Below are 21,579 nucleotides of genomic sequence, written 5' to 3' on the forward strand. Positions count from 1 at the left end.
CTGATCGTCGCGTAGTTCTCACCTTGATCGTCGCGCTACATCGATCATCACTTCGACCTCTCCGGGTGTAAGCGACAGCCGGCGGCCACTTTGCGCAGCAGACAGAAGCTTCCTGTCGATCGAAGCGATGGTCTTGAGTCGCTCTTGCACTGTCACTTCACTCTCCAAAAGCTAAGGATTAATCCTAACCTTAAACTCCTCTAGACACATCCGGCTTGGCATGCAAGAGAAAAGTTATGGATCAATCTTTGTCTGAAGTGGCCATCGGCTCGAAGGAGCTGGAACAGCTGCTGATCGCTATCAATGATGTGCCAGAAGAGGATCAAGCCGCGCTTACCTCGCGGTTGAAGCTGCTCGCGCGCCTAGGTGTGCCCGATGCGCAGCGGGTCGGAACAGGGCGCAAGGCGCGCTTTGATCTGATCAGTGTCTTCCAGGTGGCAATCGCCGTGGAGATGATCCAGATGTCGCTGTCGACGGAAAAGGCCGCTCGGCTTCTGACATACGCTTGGCCAAGGGGACTATCGAACATCCTGTCCACCATAGGCCGTGCGCATCGCGGCCAGCTGACCGGTGAGAGCATTTATCCTGCGGTGATCACCCTCAGCCTGGAGCGTTTTGATGGGCTGACGAAATCCGATGACCCGAAGGCCGTGGAAGAGGAGCGGCGCCGGCAGTCACCCAATGGGAGGTTCACCCCGATCGTTGGCTATGGCCCTTTGCGGCGGGCGACCTCAGCCGAAGGTTATTTCGACCTTACGGATCCAATGAAGGCCAAACGGATCAGCGTGATCAATGCCAGCAGCCTTGCGCACCGGATTGGCGTGTACCTCGAGCGCACCAAAGTCATGACGCTTGCTGAGCTGCATGCCTGGTGCTTGGCGTGCCCTTATCAACGGCCAAACCCGGCCATGCACGATAGGGATGGGTAGCCCGTACGTTCCGGTGAAACTCCGGTGAGGAAGCGGCATGTTTTTGCTATGTTCTTGATATGATTATGGTGTGTTTCGTGGCCAAGAATAGGCTAAGCCATTGAAATATAACACGCAAACGCCCTTCTTTTTGTGTTGACATCGCAGGGGTCGCAGGTTCAATCCCTGCCGCGNCACATGGCCATCGCGATCAAGACACTGTGCGATCAGTGTGCCCGGCCGGGTTTGGCGATGACGCGCCGCAACGGATCAGAGCGCCAGCACGGTGACCTCTGCTGGCGCCAGTTCCCGCTGCCCAAGCACGACCCGGCCGCCGACTTCTTCGGGCAGCACAAGCATCCTGTTGGCATGGTTGAAGGCGAAGATGAGACTGCCCGTGCGGCGCACGCGCAGTCCATCCGGCAGATCCAGGCGCTCGAGACCGGCCTCCCTGGCCGCCTTGTCCAGAACCACCGCAAGCAGCTCCGGTTCGGGCCAGGCGGCGAGATAGCGGCGGTTGCCTGACCGCCAGCAGGCGACGGTTCCGTCGTCGGCCACAAGCTCGGCCGTGGCCTCGGTTTCCAGATGCTCGACCCAGTGCCGGACGCACCAGCCCTCGCCGACATGCTCCAGCCCCGGACGCAGGCTTTCCACCCTTGTCACCTTGGCGGGGAAGATCGGACCAGGCGGCAGGCCATCTTGTATGGCAAAGTCGGCCGTGCGGCTGCCCGACCGTGGGCCAATCACAATCGGGCCGTCAAAATCGGCCAGCTGTTGCAGCAACTGATTGGGCACCACCGGCAGGCAGGGCAGGATGCACAGCGCATAGCCGTCCAGCGCGGCATCGGGCGGCACGATATCGATGTTCAGCCCCATCTGCCGCAGCGCCGAATAGGCCGCAAAGGCCGCCCAGAGTGCGGACAGCCCAGCGCCCTGAGGTTGGATTGTCGTCATCCAATCGGCTTCATAGGCGAAGACCAGCGCCACGCATTTTTCCGCGGCAGGCATTGGGCCGAGAGCCTCGATCTCGCGTGCGGTCCGGGCCGCTTCGGCATAGGCCGGCGCCGGCACATCGTCCGGGCGCAGCAGGCCGGCGTGCAGCTGTTCCTGGCCAAAGGGCGCCTGGCGCCAGCGGAAATAGCTGACCAGTTCAGCGCCATGGGCCAGGGCCTCGAGCGTCCAGAGACGCACCATTCCGTCCAGCGGTGCCGGGTTATGCCCGGCCCAGTTGACCGGTCCCGGCTGTTGTTCCAGCACCCACCAGCGTCCGCCGCGCGCGCACCCCCGGTACAGATCATGATGGAAGGCGGCGATATCGGGATGGCCCTGCCGGGCATAGCGCAGCTTGTCGGCCTCGCTGAACCGAAAGCTGTCGAGAAAGCCCAGCGGATAACTGTCCCAGCCCACGGCATCCAGGGACTGCGCCACGGCGTGATGGTCGAATTCCGTGAAGAAGCCCATGAAATTGTGGGTGATGTCGCGGCCGGGCGAGAGGGCCCGGATGATGTCCACCTGGATCTGGTTGAAGCGGACGACCTCATCTGACGCAAAGCGGCGAAAGGCCAGCCAATGCGCCGGGTTGGCTTCGGTGACGGTGAGGTTGGGCAAATCGATCGCGTCGAAGCTGCGATACGTCTGGCTCCAGAATATGGTGCCCCACGCCTGATTGAGTGCCGCGATGCTTCCATAGCGTTCGGCCAGCCAGACCCGAAAGGCCGTCGCGGCTGCAGCCGAAAAGCTCTGCACGGTGTCGTGGCAGCCATATTCATTGTCCGTTTGCCACGCGACCACGGCAGGGTGGTGGCCATAGCGTTCCGCCATCGCGCGGGTGATGCGTGCGGCCTCCCGGCGATATCCGGCATGGCTGAAGCAGTAATGACGCCGCGAACCGAACCGACGGGGCCGCCCCTCGCGATCGATTGCGATCATGTCCGGCATGGCATCGACCAGCCATTTGGGCGGCGTGGCAGTTGGCGTGCAAAGGATGATGCCCAGCCCGGCAGCGTGCAGCGTTGCGATCGCCCGATCCAGCCAGGCCCAGTCAAGCCGGCCCGGCTCCGGTTCGATCCGGCTCCAGGCAAATTCGCCAATGCGCACGCGGGTCAGGCCGATCGCGCGCATGCGCCGGGCATCATCGGCCCATTGCGTTTCCGGCCAGTGTTCAGGGTAGTAGCAGACACCGAGGTGCATGGGTTTTGGCGTCGGGGAAGGGCGCTGGGACGTCATGGCCGCGCGGTTGCTCTTTTCTGGTTGAGGGGGCAATTACGAAGAGAGAACATGTTCAATTGGTGCGCACACCACATCAAAAAGGCTGACCATGGCTGAGCGGAGCCTGAAAACCAAAGCCGCACCGCGCAAGCGGGTCCGATTGGCGCCGCAGGAGCGGCAATCGCTGATCCTGGACCGCACTGCGGACATCATTGCGCGCGAAGGCGTGTCTGCGTTGTCGATGGATCGGATCGGCCGCGAGGCGGGCGTCAGCAAGTCGCTGGTCTATGCCTATTTCCCCAGCATGACAGACCTGTTGCGGCAGTTGCTGCAGCGCGAATGGCGCCGTTTGCGGCGGTTGCAGGCGGAGGCGGCCGACCGGGCCGAGACGATGGAAGGGCTGGTGCGCGCGGTCACCCATGTCTACCTCAAATATATCGACGAGCGCGGCATGCTGATCGAACGGCTCCAGGCGGAGCCGTCGGTGTCCGCCATCCATGACCCCACCGAGTTCGGCCGGGACACTGCGGTCGGCTATCTGGCCGAGATCGTGGCCGAGCATTATGGCCTGCCCGCAGACATCGCGAGGGCGGCGACCGATATCAGCTTCGGCCTGCCGGCCGCAGCGGGGGCTTACCTGCTGCAGCGGCGGTTGAGCCGTGACGTGCTGGAAGATCTGACCGTCACCATGATCCTGGGCACGCTGAACGAATTGAAGCGCGAGCAGATGGCCCGCCGTCTGCCGATCCGGCGCGCCCCGCCGCTGCGATGACATGCGTCAGGCCGCGGCCGCCAGCAGGTCCGGCATTCGCGCACGGGCCGGATTGATCACGGCACCCGGCCCATCGGCCAGGCCATATTCGCTGCGCAGGCGGTCCAGTGGTTCATGCAAACGCTGTTCAAAGGCGACGAACTGCAGGCTGCGGGCCCGGCGCCCCCGTGACCAGCCATCGGTGATGGCATCCATCGCCGGCTGGATCAGCAGCGGATCCACCAGCGCCATATGCCCGGTGACAACCGCAATCCACATCGCGGCATAGGGGAAATCCATCTGCGCGAGCTGAAATGCCTGCAGCGCCAGTTCCCCGAACGGCGTTGCCGGATACCCGGTCAGCACATGGTGCAGGTCATGGGTCTGGAACCCCCGCACCACCTTGTAGGCTATGGCCGGCGGCATGCGGGCAATCCTGCCGCCCTGTTCAAGCGCCTGGTGCCGCGCGCGATAACCCGCTGCCAGATGCTCGACCAGATTGTTGTCGATCATGAAGGTGCGATAGGCATGGCCAAGGGTGCCGGGCGCACAATCCGCCAGCGCGGCCAGCTCGAAATCCGGCGCCAGCCACGCCGCCCGCGCCAGCGGCCCATGTTCGGGGTGGTCGAGGATGGCCGCCTCATATTTGGCAATGGCGTCGGCGGGTGCGGTTTCCCACCATTCGTTGAACAGCCAATCGATCCCGTGGCTGTAGAAATTGTCGATGCTGAGGAGGAACTTCTCTCCAAAGCCGCGTGCGATCGGTGTGGCCATATGCGTCTCCCTTCGGACCGCGCTGCTTATTTCGCCAGGCTGCCGCCATCGACCGGCACCAGGGCGCCCGTCATGAAGCTGGCCGCGTCGCTGACCAGAAAGGCGAGGACGTCGGCCATTTCTTCAGGCGTGCCATAGCGGCCCAGCGGCGTGCCATGCGCCAGCTGCGGGCGGACGGCTTCCGGCTTGTCGGGCGACAGGTGACGTTCCAGCTGGAAGATCATGTCGGTTGCCGTCGGGCTGGGGCAGATGGCGAGCACTCTGACGCCATATCGCGCCATGCTCACGGCGGCCGATTTGGTCATGCTGTTCACGGCCGCCTTGCTGGTGTTGTACCCGAAGATATTGCCGCCGCCGCCAAAGCCCGACACCGACGAGGTGTTGACGATGACGCCGCGGCCATTGCGCTGCATGTGCCCGCCAACATGCTTCAGGCCCAGGAACACGCCCTTCACATTCACCGCCATGATGCGGTCGAAATCATCCTCGCCATACTCTACCGCGCTGGCAATCGGGCCGGGGATCCCGGCGTTGTTGAACAGGATGTCGATGCCGGGCCCCAGCCTGCAGGCCGCGTCGACGGCACGCAGCCAGTCCGCGCTGTGGACCACATCGCCCGCAAACGGGGTGACATCGCCGGCAGCGCTGGCCTCGCCGAAATCGGCATCCGGCCGGTCGAACGCCAGAACCCGAACGCCATCGGCGCACAGCCTGCGCACGGCGGCCAGCCCGATGCCCCGCGCCGCGCCCGTGACGATGGCCACACGGCCATGGAGCGAGGATTCAGCCATGATGTTGGTCCTTCTCGAGTGAAGCGCGGCCATCGCCGGCGACAAAGGCGCGGATCAGTTGGGCGCATTCGGCCGCGGCATCGCGGTGGGGCACATGCCCGGCATCCGGCAGCCTGACGATGCGAACATCGGGGCAGGCCGCCGCGATCACATCCGGCATGCCTGGCACGAACACGATGTCGCGCTCGCCCCAAATGATCAGCACGGGGCAGCTGATCGCCAGCGGCGGCGGCGACGCCTGTGCATCCATGGCCGGCGGCGCACCAGGCGCGGGAATGTCGAACGGAGCGGCCCGGTACCAGGCGCGCATCGCAGCCCAGACCCCGGGCCGTGTCCAAGCGTCACGATAACATGCCAGGTCGTCCGCGTTGAGACGTCCCCGCCGGGCCGCATCGCCCAGAAACCGGTCAACCAGCGCTTCAACACGCGCTTCGCAAAAAAGCCCGTTCGAGGCATCGGATCGCAGCAGGTTGATATACTGCGAGGCCGCTCGCTGTTCGGCGTCGTGCAGGATCAGGTGCTGGAAGATGCGCGCCGGCGGGGCATTGAGCGCGATCAGCCCGGCAACACGGGCCGGAAAGCGTTCGGCCAGTTCGAACGCCAGCACGCCGCCCCAATCATGACCGCAAAGATGCACCCGCTCGATCCCGAGCGCATCGATCAGGCCAACGAGGTCGTTCACCAATATATCGATGCCATAGTCTGCAACGCCGGGCGGTCGGCTGCTACCCCGATAGCCGCGCTGATCCGGCGCCAGTTGGCGAATCCCCGGACCAAGCCGTTCGGCCAGCGGCCGCCAACTGGCGGCATGGTCGGGAAAGCCATGCAGCATCAACAGCGGCACGCCATCGCCCTGTTCCAGACAATCCAGTTCGATCCCGTTCACCGCGATGCGGTGCTGGACGGGCACAGCGCTCGTGGTTCCGGGCAAGGGGTCAGGCGCCGCCATCACGCGCCGCTTCCAGCCGCCAGCCGCTGGCGCCAGGCCGTTCGGGCCGCCGCCACGGTCTGGCCCCAGGCGTCGTGTCCGCTCGTGTCGGCCGGCCGCAGCGCCGGGCGGGCCGGCTGCAGCAGTTCAAACACATTGCCGTCCGGATCGCGGCCAAACAGGACAATGGCTGTCCCCATGTCCAGCGGTGGCCCGTGCAATTAGATGCCATGCGCCAGCAGACGCGCGTGATCGGCGTGGAGATCATCGCTTTCGAAACAGATATGGTTCCAGCCCGGCGCGCTCAGATCCCGGCGCGCGGCGGGCAGGGTCTGCGGATGATGATACTGCCAGAACTCCAGCTCCGCGTTGGGCAGGCGCAACCAGGCCCCGTCGAAACGGACATTGGCGATGCCGGCGACCCGATCAAACTTGGGGTCCGGCCCGAACGCGCCCCGGCGCGTGGCCTCCTGACCGGTGAGCATCGCATAGAAGGCCAGCAGGCGCGGCATGTCCGGGGAAACGATGGCGGTGTGGGCAAACCAGGGCCGTTCAGACGGCATGGGCGCCCAGGGCACACCCTCCAGTTCGATGATATTGGCTTCCGGATCGCGGATATAGACATAGCTGTTGCCGGTGCCGAGCCCGGAAGGCGGACCATGCGACGCGGCGCCGGCCGCCATGAAGCCGCGATACAGCCCATCGGAAAGATCCTGCTGGAGGCAGATGTGGCGGATGCCGGCGGAAAAGACCTCGCGCGCCGGCACGGGCTGGCGGGTGGGGGCAGCATATTCAAACAGCTCGATCGCGCCCAGGGCGCCCCGCAGGAACGCGACCTGCGCACGGCAATCGTCCAGCTGCAGCATCGCCCGGTTCTCGGCGGTGTCCGCAAGCGCATGGCGCGAGACAAGCGCAAAGGCCTGCTGCCTGGAATAGAATGCAATGGCGGCATCAAGATCGGTGACGACAAGGCCGGTGTGATGAAGGCCGGTAATCATGGCACGGACTCCGCTTCCATGGACCCATTTGCCCGTTCCGCAATCCTGGCACGGATGGCCTTGTGCGTCTCGGCTGTCAGTGAATAGCGCCACGCCAGCATGGCGGCGATCAGCACGAGCGCACAGGGCACAAGACTGTAGCTGATCGACAAGGCCAGCAGTGGTTCGGCCCGGCTCTCGCCCGATGATTGATAGCCGACAGCGCCGAGGATCAGCAGCGGCAACCCGGAGCCGGCCGCATAGCCCATCTTCTGCACCATCGCCATCGCGGCAAAGAACAGGCCCTGCTGGCGATCAAGCGTTTCGGCCGTGTCGATATCGGCCGTATCGGCCACCATCGCATGCGGCAGCATCAGCACTGCCCCATAGCAGCAGCCCTTCAGGATGAAGAGCCCGGTGAACAGGATGACGCCGCCCTTGGGCACCAGGAACATGCAGGAATTGGTCAAGGCCACGATGACGAGAGCCAGCGTCAGCGCCCGGTGCTTCTCGATCCGTTTGGCCAGCCAGACCCACCCCGGCATCACCAGCAGCGCAGCCGCGAAATAGAGAAAATAGACGATGCCGATGTTGGTGACCCCCACGACGTCGCGGGCGAAGAACACGGTGATCGTCTGGCGGAACACCTCTCCGATGGTGGCGATCAGCACAAGCAGCGTGATGTTCAGGAAGGCGCGGTTGCTGGCGAGCATGCGCAGCGCCATGCCAAGATCGAACGGTGCCTTGCGAATGGGTGCGGCAGGCTCAGGCACCAGGAGGAAGGCGGTGCTTGCGCAGATAGGCAGCAACAGGATGATCACGATGCTCAACGCCGCCATGACATCGGCACTGGTCGCGCCCGGCCGTGACAGGACATAGGCCGGGATCAGTGTCGATGCGATGAGCCCGACAATGCTGAACCCTTGCGATACGGAGCTGATGCGCGTGCGGACATGATAGTCTGTCGAAAGCTCGGCAGACCAAGCCTGATAGGGCAGCAGGATCAGCGTATAGCCCAAGTACACCAGCGAGACTGCCAACGCGAAATAGACAATGCCGGCGCCGGCTGCGGGCACGAACAGCAACCGCACCCCTGCCACCATCGCGATGGTGCCGAAGATCAGCCAGACCCGGCGGCGACCGATGCGCGGCCGCCACCGGTCCGACAGGATGCCGATGATCGGATCGGTGATGAAATCGGACAGGCGCGCCAGGATCAAGGCGATGCCGATCAGCTGCAGACTGAGTTGCAGCTGCCCCGAATAGAGGGGGGCGAGGTAGATGGCGATCGGCAGCCCGATCATGCCAAGCGGCAACTGCACCGACCCGAAGGCCAGGATGCGCCAGAAGGCGATTGGCGCATCGGCAGTCGGAGAAGCAGCCGTCATGCGCACCACCGTTTGGCAGTCTTTGCCCTGTGGTCGAGGTGGGGGGGCATCTTCACAGCGGAAAGATCGTGTGGCCGCCATCCAGCACGAGGGCTTGGCCGGTCATGAAATTGCTCTGCTGCGAGGCGAGATAAACGGCGATCCCCTCCATGTCCTCCAGCTGCCCGATGCTGCCTGAAGCGGCACGCCGGCGACACCCGTCCTGAAAGGCCTTGGGGGTGTTCAGCGACATTTCGGTCTCGATGAAGCCTGGCAGAATGGCATTGACCTGGATGCCGCTGCGGCCAAGCTCGATCGCCAACGAGCGCACGAGACCGGTGACCGACGCCTTGGTCATGCAATAGCCGGCCGAGTTGGGGAGCCCCAGCAACGCGGCGACCGACGATGTCACGACCAGCTTGCCGCCCGCGCCGATCGCCTTCCAGTGCCGGACCACAAGCTGAAACGTGTCGATGACACTCATCACATTGAGTTCATGCGTCTGCAGCCAGGCATCGCGATCCAGTTCGTCAAAGGGGCCGCGCACGCCTGATCCGCCGGCATTGGCAAAGCAGCTGTCGACATGACCGAAGGCGGCCAGCGTGTCCGCAAAGGCAGCTGCCGTCGACGCTGGATCCGTGACATCGGCCACAAAGCTGCGCGCCGTCCCGCCCAGTGCTTCCAGTTCGGCGATGGCGGCGGCATTCTTGTCGGCATTGCGCCCCCAGATGGCAACGGCAGCGCCACATTTTACCAGGCCCTTGGCCATGGCGAGGCCCAGGCCGCCATTGCCGCCGGTGACGAGGGCGACGTGCCCCTGAAGATCGAAGAGATTGTGCATTCGGGTCATTCGCCTCGTGATTTGTGATGCAGTTCAAGTCCGCGCGCCCATCGGCGCTGAAAGCCGCGCCAATAGTCAGGCTGGTTGTCGCCCGCGACCATCCCGCCCCATTGCTGTCCGAACATGCTTGGCCAGCGTCCGGCGTTGGACTGCGGCACCGGGACGTCCAGGTATCGCCGCCTTGTCTGATCCTGCTTCAGATGCAGGTCGAAGAAAGCACCGATGAAGTGGGCATTGATCGCTTCGATCCGGTCCTTGCGCCACACGGGGTCCGAAAGAAATTCGATCGCCGGGAAATCCGCGTCCTGCGGCAGGGTCCAGGGATTGCCAGCGATGTTGTGGGCAGCCTCGCGATAGACCAGCAGGTAACGGTCCGCGCCCCGCACCGTGCCGAACAGGCGCTTCACGCCCCTCTCGAAATCCACCACATCGTCCTGATCGCCATCGATCAGCAGCATTGGGGTCTTCAGCCCGGCAAGATCCTGGTCGCGCCAGGCCATGGCATCGGGTTGGCCTCCCCATGGTGCCATGGTGACGAGCGCCCCGATCTTCGCGGCAAGATCCGGGTCGGGCCGTGGCAAGGCAGCCAATGCCTGACGCGGAAACTGGCGAAAGGCTGGCGCGGCCGGCTCAAGCGGCACGCCCGCAGTGGTGATGGCGCCGTAACCGCCCATGGAATAGCCCAGAACGCCAATGGCGTTCGGGTCCATCAGGCGCGCCACGCCCTGGTTCCTGACAGCGCCGTCGAGGACGGCGCGCAGAACCGCTTGCTGATCCCTGGAACGGTTGACGAGCACACTGCCGAACGAGGCCGCAAACGAGGCCACGTCGCTAAACGACGGGTCGCGATGGTCGATGGACGCAACCACATATCCGCGCGAGGCCAGGGTCTCGCCCAGGCGGCTCATGTGCTCGGACCATCCGCCATAGCCGTGCGACATGACAATCAGTGGAAAATGGCTTCCGGTCAGTGGTTTGACTGGAGCGAGAGCCTTACCTTGTTCTGAAAGCGCCAGCATCCGCTGGCCGGGAACAGCACGCATGTGATGATATTGCTGAGGCTGTGCACTGCTATCCTGGGCGGCAGGGAACCAGAAGCGAATGCCAATCGTCCGGTTGCCGGCCGTCAGTTCCTCAAACACCGTCCCGACCACATATTGGCCATGGCCAGACAGTTCGGGCATTTCTGCGGACGTGGGGCGCCCAGGCGATGGCCTGTTCTGGTCGGCCGGTCGGGCCTCCACCGAAACAAGCATCGCCAAGGCGACCGCCACTATCTTTCCCAGATTGCTGGTCCGGAAACGCTCCACTGGCCTGGTTACTCCGTTCACATTGTCATGGCGTGGGCGATCAATGGAAGCCGATGCGCAGTGCCAGGCCGACCGTGCGCGGATCGAGCAGGAACGCGCTGCGGAAGCTGCCAACCAGGTTGGAGTTGACTTCCAGGAAGGTGATGCTGTCGTCGTTCGTCAGATTCTTCACGAACGCCGTCAGGCTCCAGTCCTTGTCGCTGTTGGCAATCACCAGCGATGCATCGAGCTGGGACCAGCTGCCCACGCGATCAGCCGGCAGGTTGAACTCCCGCGAGTGGAAGCCGGATTGCGAATAAAAGTCTACGCGTGGCCGTACGGTCCAGCCATCCCCCGCATCGACCGTGTACTCAGCCGCAAGCTTCAGGGTGCGCCGCGGGGCATTGGGCAGCTGGTTGCCGCGCAGCTGGAAGCGGGCATTGCCCCGGGAAGGGTCGGCCGACAGGAAATCGCTGCGGATTTCGGCATCGAGCAGGCCCAGACTGGCCTCCAGGCGCAGCGGCGGGACGGGATTGTAAACGAGCTCCGCCTCGAACCCGCGCACCCGCGACTTGGGGATGTTGGTGTTGGCAACCGCGGTGCCGACCAGGTTGCCGACGATCAGATTGGCGTAATCATAGTTGAACAGCGCCAGGTTCAATCGACCCTTGCCGTCGAGGAAGCTGTTCTTCATCCCCAGTTCGAGTGCATCGATCTCCTCGGATTCAAACAGCGGTATCGTGTTGTTGCCGGGGTTGAACCCGCCTGATTTGAACCCGCGCGAGAAGGACAGATAGACGTTGGTTTCCTGCGTGAAGGAGAGTTTCGGCGCCCAGTTCACGACGGCGCGCCCGGTGACCTTGTCGAACTCGGCCCTGCCAATGAAATAGGGATTGAGCGCGAAGGTGCCGGAGGCCGTCTCGATGCGCTTCTCATCGTGTGTGTAGCGCAGGCCGCCGGTGAGCTTCAGCGTATCGGTGATATCGACATAGGCCTCGCCGAACACGGCATAGGATTTCACCTGGCCCAGGCGCGTGTCGAACTTCGAGACGGCGCCCAGCAACCCGTTTGCCGGGGTCCAGGTGTCGACAAAGCCGCTGCCGCGCGAATTCATGTAGAAGCCGCCGAAGATGAAGTTGAACCTGCCATCGAAGCGCGACGCCAACCGCAGTTCCTGGCTGAACTGCTTCTGGCTGCCGCCGCCGGTTTGCGAGGTGCGATAATCGGTCGTGGTCACCGGCCGGCCAGACAGGAGATAGGTCAACACGCCATTGCCGTTGCCGGCATCGGGCACGACCCGGGATCCGAAGGTGCCGGGATTGAACGCATTGGGGCGAAAGCCTTGATCGAAATCCCGCTCGCTCGTGTTGTGCCCATCACGAAAGCCCGTCAGCGAGGTGAGCGTAAGGGCGCCCAGTTCCTGGGTGATTTCCAGGGTGCCCAGAAAATCCTCGGCCCTCTGGAAGGGGCGCACATCAATCCGCACGTCCCGCAGGCCTGGCGGGTTGGTTGCAAACGTCCCGGCCCGCACAACGCCCGGCAGCAGGAAATTGTCGATCGGGAAATTCGTGGTCGGGAAGGCCGTGCCGGCCGAATTGGGCGAGCATCCGAACTGGGCATCTGGTGTGCAGAGCGACTTTGCCGCGTTCTGCCGGTCCGAGTCCTCCTTGAAGTAGGTCAGGGTCAGATCGATCGTGGTTGAGCTGCTCGGCTCAATCCGCGTGCTCGAGCGAAGGGTGAACTGGTTGCGCCCGTCGATCTTCGTGTTGTCGAGCAGGTTGCGGGTATAGCCGTCACGATTGATGTAATTGGCGGCAAAGCGTTGATAGATGCCTTGCGCAATGGGGATGTTGATGGCGGCATTGGCGCGGATGCCGCGCGGGCTTTCGCCCTGCAACTCAACATAGCCTTCAAAGTCCTTGGTCGGCCGCCGCGTGATGAAGTTGATCGCGCCGCCGGTCGTGTTGCGGCCGAACAGCGTGCCTTGCGGCCCGCGGAGCACTTCGATGCGCTCCATGTCGAAGAACTCGCCAAAGGTGCTGCCCGATTGCAGGAACACGCCGTTGACCAGGATGCCGATGTTCGTGTCGCCCGTGCCGCCGAACGATTGGGAACCCACACCGCGGATGGTCAGGTTGCGGTTTGCGGAGAGGGTGACGTTGGGCGCGTTGAACTGCAGATCCTTGCCATCTTCAATGCGGGCGGCCTGCAGCGCTTCGGCGTTGAGCGCGGTGATCGCGATCGGCACGGCCTGGATATTCTCTGATTTCCGCTGTGCTGTGACGACAATGGTGTCGCGGTCGTCCGCGGCATTGGCCGCCTGGTCCTGCGCGGCCGCCGGGTTCGCCGCTGCCAGCCATGCCAGCGCCAGCGCCGATGTGCCCAACGCCCTGCTCAACCTGTTCGTCATGCTGTCCTCCCCTTGTTTTGACGATATGTGTAATTGAAATAGACATATCGTCAATAGGGTGCGTGCAAAAGCCGGTCCCGGCGCACGAAACAGGCATTTCGGAGCCGATTTCTGGCGTATAATTTACCATTCGCGCAATAGTATGCCGGTCGCGTGCGACAGCGAAATCCCTTTGTTGCAAGAGACTTGCTTGGCCGGCCTGACGGGGAGAGGTGGCGTGGCGGGCGGCCCTGCCGGTTCGCAGCCGTCAGCCTCGCAGCAGCCGGGCACCGGCCGACGGAATGCCCCGGAAATGGGCTTGGGCCGGTTGGCCCGCCTGCTGCCAATGCGCGCTTAATGCGCGTTCGACGTTGGCCAACCGGTCGGCCGCAACCACGGCAACCACGCAGCCACCGAATCCGCCACCGGTCATTCTGGCGCCGCCACCTTCGCCGATCGCCGCATTCAGCGCGTCCACCAGGGCATCAACCGCCGCCACACTGACTTCGAAATCGTCCCGCAAGGAGGCATGTGATGCGCGCATCAACCGGCCGAGCTCCGCCAGATCGCCCCGCGCCATCGCTGCGGCTGCCAACAATGTGCGCGCATTTTCTGTCACAACATGCCGGGCCCGGCGGAATATGGTGGCATCGCAACCATCCTGTCCGGCCATCAGCCTTGCTTCGTCCAGGTCGCGCAGGCTCTCAACCGAAAAATGCGCCGCTGCCTGCCGGCATTGCATGCGGCGTTCGTTGTAGGCGCTGTCCACCAGGCCGCGGGCCACCCCCGACGGCACGATCAGGATCGTCGTGTCGGCCGGGAAGGGCGCCGGCTCGACCGCCAGGCTCCGACAATCGAGCAGCAGTGCGCTGCCCTGTTCGCCAAAGGCGGATGCCGTCTGGTCCAGCAGGCCACAGGCACAACCGACATATTGATGCTCAGACCATTGCGCCACGCGCGCCAGCACCTGCCGGTCGGGCCGGCGTTCGCCCGCCAGGGCGGCCAGGGCAAGGCCCAATGCCACACCCAGAGAGGCGGAGGACGACAGGCCATTGCCTTGCGGCACGTCACCGGAAATGGCCAGGCTTGCGCCGCGCTGGGGCAGGCCGAACAGCGGCAGGCCGGCGGCAATCCCGCGGACATGGTTCTGCCAATGTCCCTGGCCCAACGGTGCAATGGGCGCGTCGATCCGGAGTTCGTCCTGCTCCGCGCCAAAGTCCACGGCCCTGGCGATGATGCGCTGATCGGCCAGCGGCGCTGCGGCCACCACGGTGCCGAACTGCAATGCGCATGGCAGGGCAAAGCCGTCGTTGTAATCGGTGTGATCGCCGATCAGATTGACCCGGCCAGGGGCAAAGGCCACCACCTCGGGCTCATGGCCATAGGCCTCGCGAAACGCTGCAATCGTCTGCTCGACGAGAGGAGAGGATTGGCTCATGCCCGGCCTGCCTTGCGATAGTGGATGGGGCTCGTCGCGCGCAGGCGCTCGGCGGCCTGTTCGGCGGTCAGATCCCGCTGCGCCTCGGCCAGCATCTCATAGCCGACCATGAATTTGCGTACGCTGGCCGAGCGCAGGAGCGGTGGGAAGAAATGCGCATGCAGCTGCCAGTGCGCCTGATTGCCCGGCGTGTAGGGCGCGCCGTGCCAGCCCATCGAATAGGGGAATGAGCAGCCGAAAAGATTGTCGTAACGCGCCGTCAGCTCGCTGAGCACCGCGCCCAGGCTGTCGCGGTCGCCCGGCGCCAGCTGTTCCAGGCGCTGGACCGAAAAGCGGGGCAGCACCAGCGTTTCGAACGGCCAGACGGCCCAGAATGGAACGATCACCAACCATCGCTCATTCTCGATCACCACCCGCAGCCCGCCGGCTTCGCGCGCGGCGAGATCGGCGAGCATGGCCCGGCCGTTGCGCTCGAAATAGGCGTGCTGGCGGGCATCTTCCACGGCCGGTTCATCGGGCACATGCGCGCTGGCCCAGATCTGGCCGTGCGGATGCGGATTGGAGCAGCCCATGGCCGCCCCCTTGTTCTCGAACACCTGCACCCAGGCATGGTGCTTGCCCAGTTCGGCGGATTGTTCCGCCCATGTGTCGATCACGGCGCGGAGTTCAGCGGCGGACAATTCCGGCAAGGTGAGCGCGTGATTGGGGGAAAAGCACATCACCCGGCACGTGCCGGACACGGGCTCGGCCAGCAGCAACGCGTCGGCCGCAGGCGCGTCCGCGGCCCAGGACAGCGGCCCCGGTGCCAGCGCGGCGAAATCATTCTCGAACACCCACGGCCCGCTATAGTGCGGGTTCACGGCCCCGTTGGCGCGGGTGTTGCCCGGGCACAGAAAGCATGCTGCGTCATGCGCAGGCAGGGCCAGGGCATCAGGCGCTTCCAGCTGGCCTTGCCAGGGGCGCTGGGTGCGATGGGGCGACACCAGCACCCATCGGCCATTCAGCGGGTTGAAGCGGCGGTGCACCCTTGTGGCGTCATCCATCAGCTCATGCTCTCCTGCCACTTGCCTTCGCGGCCGCGACTGCGGCCGGGCTGCGCCTGGTTGGCGCGACACTCATCCCTGCGATCCGCGCTGCCTGTCCTGCACCCGGTCAGCCCATCCCCCACAGGTCCGGTTCCGGATGCAGTGCCAGCAATATCCACTATTGACCATATTTCCACTAAACCTCGCTTCCAGTCGTGTCCAGCCAGCGCCCACATGCGCACACAAGCCTCTGTGGTGCATGAATGCAAGGGCGGCACGCGGATGGCGGCGGCGATTCCTCGCCAGAACAGGAACCAGCGGTTCGGATGTGAAAGGGCCTGTTCACGCTGTTGGGGTCAGCTGCTGTACCTCGCCTGCATCCACCGTCCGCCTAACCGATCCTGGCCGTTGATGCCCGGCTTCGGCCTTCCGCCCAATGGTTGGTTGATCAACCCGATAATACTGGTTTGCGCCAAGGGTGCCGCATCAAGCGGCGGCACCAGCTGTTTGAAAGGCACGGCATGAAGCTGTGCAGTCCATCGAAGGAGAGACGGAAAAATCACGTTTCGATCACGATGATATTCCCAATCTCGACGCCCAAACGCCGCGATTCGCGACGGGCCATTTGGGGGATGCCATGACAACAGCACAAGTTTCGCTGATCACATCCGGCAAGGCATTGCTGGCGGGGGCAGGCAGCGCGATCGCGATGATGCTCGCTGTGCTGCCTGTTCAGGCCAAGGACAGGCAAGGAGCTGTTGTCCCGACTGAAGCTGACAAGGTTCAGGCCACCGCGGCGAAACCGCTGCTGGCCTATTATCTGCCGAAAACCGTTCTGCATGTCACGATCAGCCAGCAACTGACCGCCTGTCCGGCAAGTGGCGGTGACGCAGAGGTTGAAACAACCATCACGGTTGTGCCCGAGCGTGCTGCTGATCTGGCGGCCCGCGTGCTGCTGGATGCCGGAAGCGGGGTGTTTGCCAAGCGAACCGTCCGTTTGGAGCTCAACGCTGATCAGACGCTGGCCGCCTTCAATTCGACCGCCGAAGGCCAGGGCGGGCCAATCCTGAAGAGCATTGCCAACCTGGCGTTCAAGGTCGCGGCAGCCAGTGTCGGTCCAAGTTCAGTTGATTCGCCAAGAAAGCCCGATCCTCTCCCGGCTTGCTCTGATGTCGTGGAGGCAATCTTCAAGAAACTTGCGGATTTGAACAGCAAGATCAACAATCTCGAGACTTCGATCGCGGAAGGCAAGGGCAATCCGGCCGCGACAGCCCTGCTCGCGGATTGGCGCGCCCGGCGCGCGCAGTTCCGCGACAGCCTGACCCTGACGAAACGGCACATGATCACCGATGCGACAACGGCGCAGGTGCTGGCTTCTGTCGATTACGGCGAATGGTTTTATCCAGCGCCGCAAATGTCGCTCAAGGACAGCCTTGCAAGCGTCAAGGTACCGGGCGTCCACGGGTTCAGGCTCGCCCTGACCATCGACGACAACCATCCGAACCACCGAACACCCGAAGACAAGAGCAAGCCCTATGGCAGCGCTGACAAACCCCACAAGCATCTGGTCTATCGCCTGCCAATCGGGGCCTCGGTCAGCGTGCAGCCATGCGCATCAGCCGCATCAGGCGCTGACTGCACCCCAGACACCAGCAAGCCCGGCCAGGATGCCAGCCTGACGGGCAGGGTGGCGCTCATGCACTTGTCCAGGGATCAATTTCTGTCGGTCGGCAAGGGCGGCCTGTTTGGCACGCGCACCGCCGTGGCCAAATTTGATGCGTTGGGCGCGCCTTCGATCCTTGAATATGGCAGCGCCCCGGCTTCGGCCGATGTCGCTGGCGTCGTCGATGCGGTTGGCCAGGGCCTTGATACGCTCCGCGATGCCGAAACCGAAGCCCTCAAGCGTGCCATCGCCAAGGAAGAAGCACGCAAGAAGCTGAACGACCTGCGCGAGGCCGCAGCCGATCCGAAGTAAGGAGCAGCATCATGGCTTATCAATACAAGGTCGGCGGGCGCCCCGTCGTTCTGGATGTCGATCCCTCGCTGGTGGCGGTCCGTTTCGCCGGCGGCACCCGCGGAGACAGGGCGGCCGCCCTGAGCAGCGCTGGGGCGGGCCCGCTGGCCAACGGTTTTGATCTGGAGCCCGCTGGCGTTTCAATCGTCGCCGCACCCAGTGCCGCCCATCCATTGGGTTGGCAGGCCGGGACAGAATCGCTTCCGGTGCTGGCGGCACTGGAGGCCCAGGATGCCGTTGCCGGTGCGCAGCCCGTGTTCAAGGTGGGCGACGGCCATGCCGTGACATGCGGCAAGGTGATCATCGGCGCCGAGCCCGGCAGCAACATTGATGCGCTGCTGGCCGACCATGGGCTTGCGCTGCTGTCGCGGGAGGAAGAGCGGGTGCTGGCCAGCATTCCCGACGGTGCCGACATCTTCGCCGTGGTCGAAGCGCTCGATGCTGACCAGCGCACGCTTTATGCCGAACCGGATTTCGTGTTGTTTGGCACCCACATGCCGCAACGCACCGGCCCCGTGCCGCCGGCCCTGCCGGCCACATTCCAGAATCAATATGCGCTGCACATCACCGGCACGATCGCGGCCTGGGCCATCCAGCAGGGCAGCCCCCAGATCAGGGTGGCGGTGCTCGATGATGGGGTTGATATCACCCATCACGATCTCGCCCCGGCCGTGGTGGCCACCTATGATGCCATTGACCGGGACAGTTTCCAGGCGCCCAATCCGACAGACTGGCATGGGACGGCCTGTGCCGGACTGGCCGTCGCCCGCAAGACCGGGCCGGGGTCGGTCGCCGGTGTCGGCGCGGGGGCGAGCCTGGTCGCGGTGCGCCTGGCGCAGTCGCATACCGCTGACCGGAATTGGGTGACCAGCAATGCCATCATCGCCCATGCGATCGATTGGGCATGGAGCACGGGCCGGGCCGACATCATCAGCAACAGTTGGGGCGGGGGCGCAGAGTCGAACGCCGTTACCAGTGCCATCAACCGGGCCCGCACCAGCGGGCGCGGGGGCCTGGGGGCGGTCGTTCTGGCGGCCGCCGGCAACAATGGCGGTGCCGTGAATTATCCGGCGAACCTGCCTGGTGTCCTCGCCGTTGCTGCCAGCAACCAGTTTGATGAAGCCAAGACCAAGACCACCGCCGACAACGAGACCAACTGGGCCTCATGCCTTGGCCCCGAGATCGATGTCGCTGCGCCCGGCGTGCAGAACCGGACGACCGATGTGATCGGCGGCCTTGGCTATTCGGATGGTGATTATGCGCCCCGCTTTAACGGGACATCATCGGCAACACCGCTGGTGGCGGGCGCCTGTGCGCTTGTGCTGTCGAAGAATCCGCAGTTGACCGAGGCACGGGTGCGCAACCTGATCACCGGCACCGCCGACAAGGTTGGTCAGTTTGCCTACCAGAACGGCCGCAACGATTTCATGGGGTTTGGCAGGCTCAATGTGTTGGCCGCGGTCAGGCAGGCCTGATCGCGCAGCCGTTCAACCAGCCGCCGAAACCGTCTGTTCGATGGCGCCGAAGATGCTGTGGTGTTTTTCGTCCAGCATCTCGATGCGCACCACGTCGCCGGGGCTGAGCCAGCCGGTCTTGGGCGCGCCATCGTGGATGGTTTCGACCATGCGCTGTTCGGCGATGCAGGCATAACCGCGGCCGCCAAGGGCCACCGGCCGGCCGGGGCCGCCATCGGCATCGCGGTTGGACACCGTGCCCGAACCGATGATGCTGCCGGCGCCGATGTTGCGGGTTTTCGCCAGGTGGGCGATCAGCGTGCCGAAATCGAACGTCATGTCGACATGGGTTTCAACCCGGCCGAACGGCTGGCCATTCAGATCGATGCTGAGCGTGCCGATCAGCTTGCCATCCTGCCAGCGCGCACCCAGGGCTTCGGGCGTCACCAGCACGGGCGACAGGGCAGAGGCCGGCTTCGACTGCACGAAGCCGAAGCCCTTGGCCAGTTCATCGGGGATCAGCCCGCGCAGCGAGACATCGTTGACGAGGCCGACCAGCCGGATGGCGGCGAGCGCCTCTTCACGGCTGGCACCCTGGCGCACATCGCCGGTCACCACCACCACCTCGGCCTCCAGATCCAGGCCCCAGGCCGGATCGTGGAACGGAATGGCGCAGCGCGGCGACAGGAATTCGTCGCTGCCGCCCTGATACATCAGCGGATCATGCCAGAAACTGGCGGGCAGTTCGGCGCCGCGCGCCCGGCGCACCAGCTCGACGTGGTTCACATAGGCGCTGCCATCGGCCCATTGATAGGCGCGGGGCAGGGGGGCGGCGGCATCCCGTTCATGGAAACGCGCGTGCGGCACGGCATCGTGAGAGAGGGACAGCGCCACCCCTTCCAGCACCGGGGCGGCCCGATCCCAATCGTCCAGCACCGACTGCAATGTGGGATACATGGGCGGCGGTGCGGCGCACCAGGCCAGATCTTTGGAAACGACGACCAACCGGCCATCCCGGCCGGATTTCAGGGATGCGAGCTTCATAATGCCTTGCTGAACCCGTTTGGCGCGGCTGGCAAGCCTTGGCGCGGCGCATTTGCCGGCTTAAGACAGGCCAAAAGGGAGTTTCACCATGGCCACCGCCGCCGCCGCCGAAAACAACGCCAATGGGCAGCATTTCGCCCCCAAATGGCCGAAGTTTGATTGGGAAGACCCGCTGCTGCTGGCGGCCCAACTGACCGAGGAAGAGGCGATGATCCGCGATGCGGCGCGCGCCTTTTGCGATGCGGAGCTGATGCCGGCGGTGAAGCTGGCCAACCGGCACGAGACATTTGATCCCCAGTTGATGAAGAAGTTCGGCGCCGCCGGCCTGCTGGGCCCCACCATCAAGGGCTATGGCTGCGCCGGCGCGTCCTATGTCGCCTATGGCCTGATCGCGCGCGAGGTGGAGCGGGTGGATTCGGCCTATCGCTCGGCGATGAGCGTGCAGTCGTCGCTGGTGATGTACCCCATCTATGCCTACGGCTCCGAAGCACAGCGCGAACGCTATCTGCCTGGCCTGGCCAGCGGCGATTTGATCGGTTGCTTCGGCCTGACCGAGCCCGACGCCGGATCGGACCCGGCGGGCATGAAGACCCGCGCCAGGAAGGTGCAGGGCGGCTGGCTGCTCACCGGCGCCAAGATGTGGATCACCAATTCGCCGCTCGCCGATGTCGCCGTCGTCTGGGCCAAGTGCGAGGATGACAAGATCCGCGGCTTCATCGTGGAACGTGGTGATGCCGGGTTCAGCACCCCCAAGATCGAAGGCAAGTTCTCGCTGCGCGCCGGCGTGACCGGCGAGATCGTGCTGGCCGATGTGCATCTGCCCGAAGAGCGTGTCCTGAAGGGCGTCGAAGGCCTCGCCGGCCCGTTCGGCTGCCTCAACAACGCGCGCTACGGCATCGCCTGGGGCGCAATGGGCGCCGCCGAATTTTGCTGGCACGCCGCCCGGCAATATACGCTGGACCGCAAGCAGTTCGGCCGGCCGCTGGCCGCCACCCAGCTGGTGCAGAAGAAGCTGGCCGACATGCAGACCGAAATCACCCTGGGCCTCACCGCCGCGCTGGCCGGCGGCCGGCTGATGGACGAAAAGCGCCTGGCGCCGGAAGCCATTTCACTGCTGAAGCGCAACAATTGCGGCAAGGCGCTCGCCATCGCCCGCGAGGCGCGCGACATGCACGGCGGCAACGGCATTTCCGATGAATATGGCGTGATCCGCCACGTGATGAACCTCGAAGCGGTCAACACCTATGAGGGCACGCATGATGTGCACGCCCTGATTCTCGGCCGCGCGCAGACCGGGTTGCAGGCGTTTTTCTAGGCAAACGCCCTGTCAGCGTCGAAGACAAACCCGCTCGTGCCGGGCTTGTCGAGGGACGCACCGCCC

At 64.4% G+C, this 21,579-nt stretch carries 18 protein-coding genes; 5 read left to right on the forward strand and 13 right to left on the reverse strand.

All coding sequences use genetic code 11. The features are described 5' to 3' along the window. Positions 1-236: 236 nt before the first annotated feature. Positions 237-929: a hypothetical protein gene (locus tag CHU93_RS07640; RefSeq protein ID WP_094473505.1), complete on the forward strand. Its 693-nt coding sequence runs from the start codon at positions 237-239 to the stop codon at positions 927-929. A 249-nt stretch (positions 930-1,178) separates the two neighbouring features. On the opposite strand, the gene CHU93_RS07645 is transcribed toward CHU93_RS07640, so the two are convergent. Continuing rightward, positions 1,179-3,098 (reverse strand): beta-galactosidase, encoded by a 1,920-nt coding sequence (locus tag CHU93_RS07645; protein ID WP_094473506.1) that lies wholly within the window; start codon positions 3,096-3,098, stop codon positions 1,179-1,181. 127 nt (positions 3,099-3,225) lie between these two features. Between CHU93_RS07645 and CHU93_RS07650 the strand changes: the two genes are divergently transcribed. Then, positions 3,226-3,888, forward strand: coding sequence for a TetR/AcrR family transcriptional regulator (locus CHU93_RS07650; protein WP_094473507.1), 663 nt, complete (start codon positions 3,226-3,228; stop codon positions 3,886-3,888). Between the two features lie 6 nt (positions 3,889-3,894). Here the strand turns inward: CHU93_RS07650 and CHU93_RS07655 are convergent, their stop codons facing one another. The 11 genes from CHU93_RS07655 to CHU93_RS07705 form a co-directional block, all read right to left on the reverse strand. After that, entirely contained in the window at positions 3,895-4,641 is a 747-nt protein-coding gene (locus CHU93_RS07655; protein WP_094473508.1) for a Coq4 family protein, read from the reverse strand. Positions 4,642-4,667: 26 nt separating this feature from the next. Beyond that, on the reverse strand, positions 4,668-5,432 hold the full coding sequence (locus CHU93_RS07660) for an SDR family NAD(P)-dependent oxidoreductase (protein ID WP_165768651.1): 765 nt from the start codon (positions 5,430-5,432) through the stop codon (positions 4,668-4,670). Beyond that, complete coding sequence (locus tag CHU93_RS07665; RefSeq protein ID WP_094473510.1) at positions 5,425-6,381, reverse strand: alpha/beta fold hydrolase; 957 nt, start codon at positions 6,379-6,381, stop codon at positions 5,425-5,427. Before CHU93_RS07665 ends, CHU93_RS07660 begins: the two co-directional genes overlap by 8 nt. Further along, the gene (locus tag CHU93_RS07670) at positions 6,381-6,560 is read right to left on the reverse strand and encodes a hypothetical protein (RefSeq protein ID WP_094473511.1); all 180 of its coding nucleotides are present in this window, start codon (positions 6,558-6,560) and stop codon (positions 6,381-6,383) included. Before CHU93_RS07670 ends, CHU93_RS07665 begins: the two co-directional genes overlap by 1 nt. 21 nt (positions 6,561-6,581) lie before the next feature. After that, positions 6,582-7,358 carry a VOC family protein gene (locus CHU93_RS07675; RefSeq protein WP_094473512.1) on the reverse strand — a complete coding sequence of 259 codons (777 nt, stop codon included), beginning with the start codon at positions 7,356-7,358 and terminating at the stop codon, positions 6,582-6,584. Then, complete coding sequence (locus CHU93_RS07680) at positions 7,355-8,725, reverse strand: MFS transporter (RefSeq protein WP_165768652.1); 1,371 nt, start codon at positions 8,723-8,725, stop codon at positions 7,355-7,357. Before CHU93_RS07680 ends, CHU93_RS07675 begins: the two co-directional genes overlap by 4 nt. Before the next feature lie 52 nt (positions 8,726-8,777). After that, positions 8,778-9,554: an SDR family NAD(P)-dependent oxidoreductase gene (locus CHU93_RS07685; RefSeq protein ID WP_094473514.1), complete on the reverse strand. Its 777-nt coding sequence runs from the start codon at positions 9,552-9,554 to the stop codon at positions 8,778-8,780. Continuing rightward, on the reverse strand, positions 9,551-10,729 hold the full coding sequence (locus CHU93_RS07690; protein ID WP_165768654.1) for an alpha/beta hydrolase family protein: 1,179 nt from the start codon (positions 10,727-10,729) through the stop codon (positions 9,551-9,553). Before CHU93_RS07690 ends, CHU93_RS07685 begins: the two co-directional genes overlap by 4 nt. Positions 10,730-10,895: 166 nt before the next feature. Beyond that, complete coding sequence (locus CHU93_RS07695; protein ID WP_094473516.1) at positions 10,896-13,244, reverse strand: TonB-dependent receptor; 2,349 nt, start codon at positions 13,242-13,244, stop codon at positions 10,896-10,898. Between the two features lie 247 nt (positions 13,245-13,491). Continuing rightward, positions 13,492-14,661: a galactokinase gene (gene galK, locus CHU93_RS07700; RefSeq protein ID WP_094473517.1), complete on the reverse strand. Its 1,170-nt coding sequence runs from the start codon at positions 14,659-14,661 to the stop codon at positions 13,492-13,494. Continuing rightward, a complete protein-coding gene (locus CHU93_RS07705; RefSeq protein ID WP_094473518.1) occupies positions 14,658-15,704 on the reverse strand; it encodes a UDP-glucose--hexose-1-phosphate uridylyltransferase in 1,047 nt (348 codons plus the stop codon). The genes galK and CHU93_RS07705 overlap by 4 nt, the downstream gene beginning before the upstream one ends. A gap of 511 nt (positions 15,705-16,215) precedes the next feature. On the opposite strand from CHU93_RS07705, the gene CHU93_RS07710 reads away from it, so the two are divergent. Together CHU93_RS07710 and CHU93_RS07715 are read left to right on the forward strand one after the other, a co-directional pair. Further along, on the forward strand, positions 16,216-17,661 hold the full coding sequence (locus CHU93_RS07710; protein WP_094473519.1) for a hypothetical protein: 1,446 nt from the start codon (positions 16,216-16,218) through the stop codon (positions 17,659-17,661). 11 nt (positions 17,662-17,672) lie between these two features. After that, on the forward strand, positions 17,673-19,175 hold the full coding sequence (locus tag CHU93_RS07715; protein WP_094473520.1) for a S8 family serine peptidase: 1,503 nt from the start codon (positions 17,673-17,675) through the stop codon (positions 19,173-19,175). A gap of 12 nt (positions 19,176-19,187) precedes the next feature. On the opposite strand, the gene CHU93_RS07720 is transcribed toward CHU93_RS07715, so the two are convergent. Then, the gene (locus tag CHU93_RS07720) at positions 19,188-20,198 is read right to left on the reverse strand and encodes a fumarylacetoacetate hydrolase family protein (protein ID WP_094473521.1); all 1,011 of its coding nucleotides are present in this window, start codon (positions 20,196-20,198) and stop codon (positions 19,188-19,190) included. A gap of 88 nt (positions 20,199-20,286) precedes the next feature. On the opposite strand from CHU93_RS07720, the gene CHU93_RS07725 reads away from it, so the two are divergent. After that, positions 20,287-21,513 carry an acyl-CoA dehydrogenase gene (locus tag CHU93_RS07725; protein WP_243375401.1) on the forward strand — a complete coding sequence of 409 codons (1,227 nt, stop codon included), beginning with the start codon at positions 20,287-20,289 and terminating at the stop codon, positions 21,511-21,513. Positions 21,514-21,579: the final 66 nt, after the last annotated feature.

Source organism: Sandarakinorhabdus cyanobacteriorum (genome assembly GCF_002251755.1).
Lineage (GTDB): Bacteria > Pseudomonadota > Alphaproteobacteria > Sphingomonadales > Sphingomonadaceae > Sandarakinorhabdus > Sandarakinorhabdus cyanobacteriorum.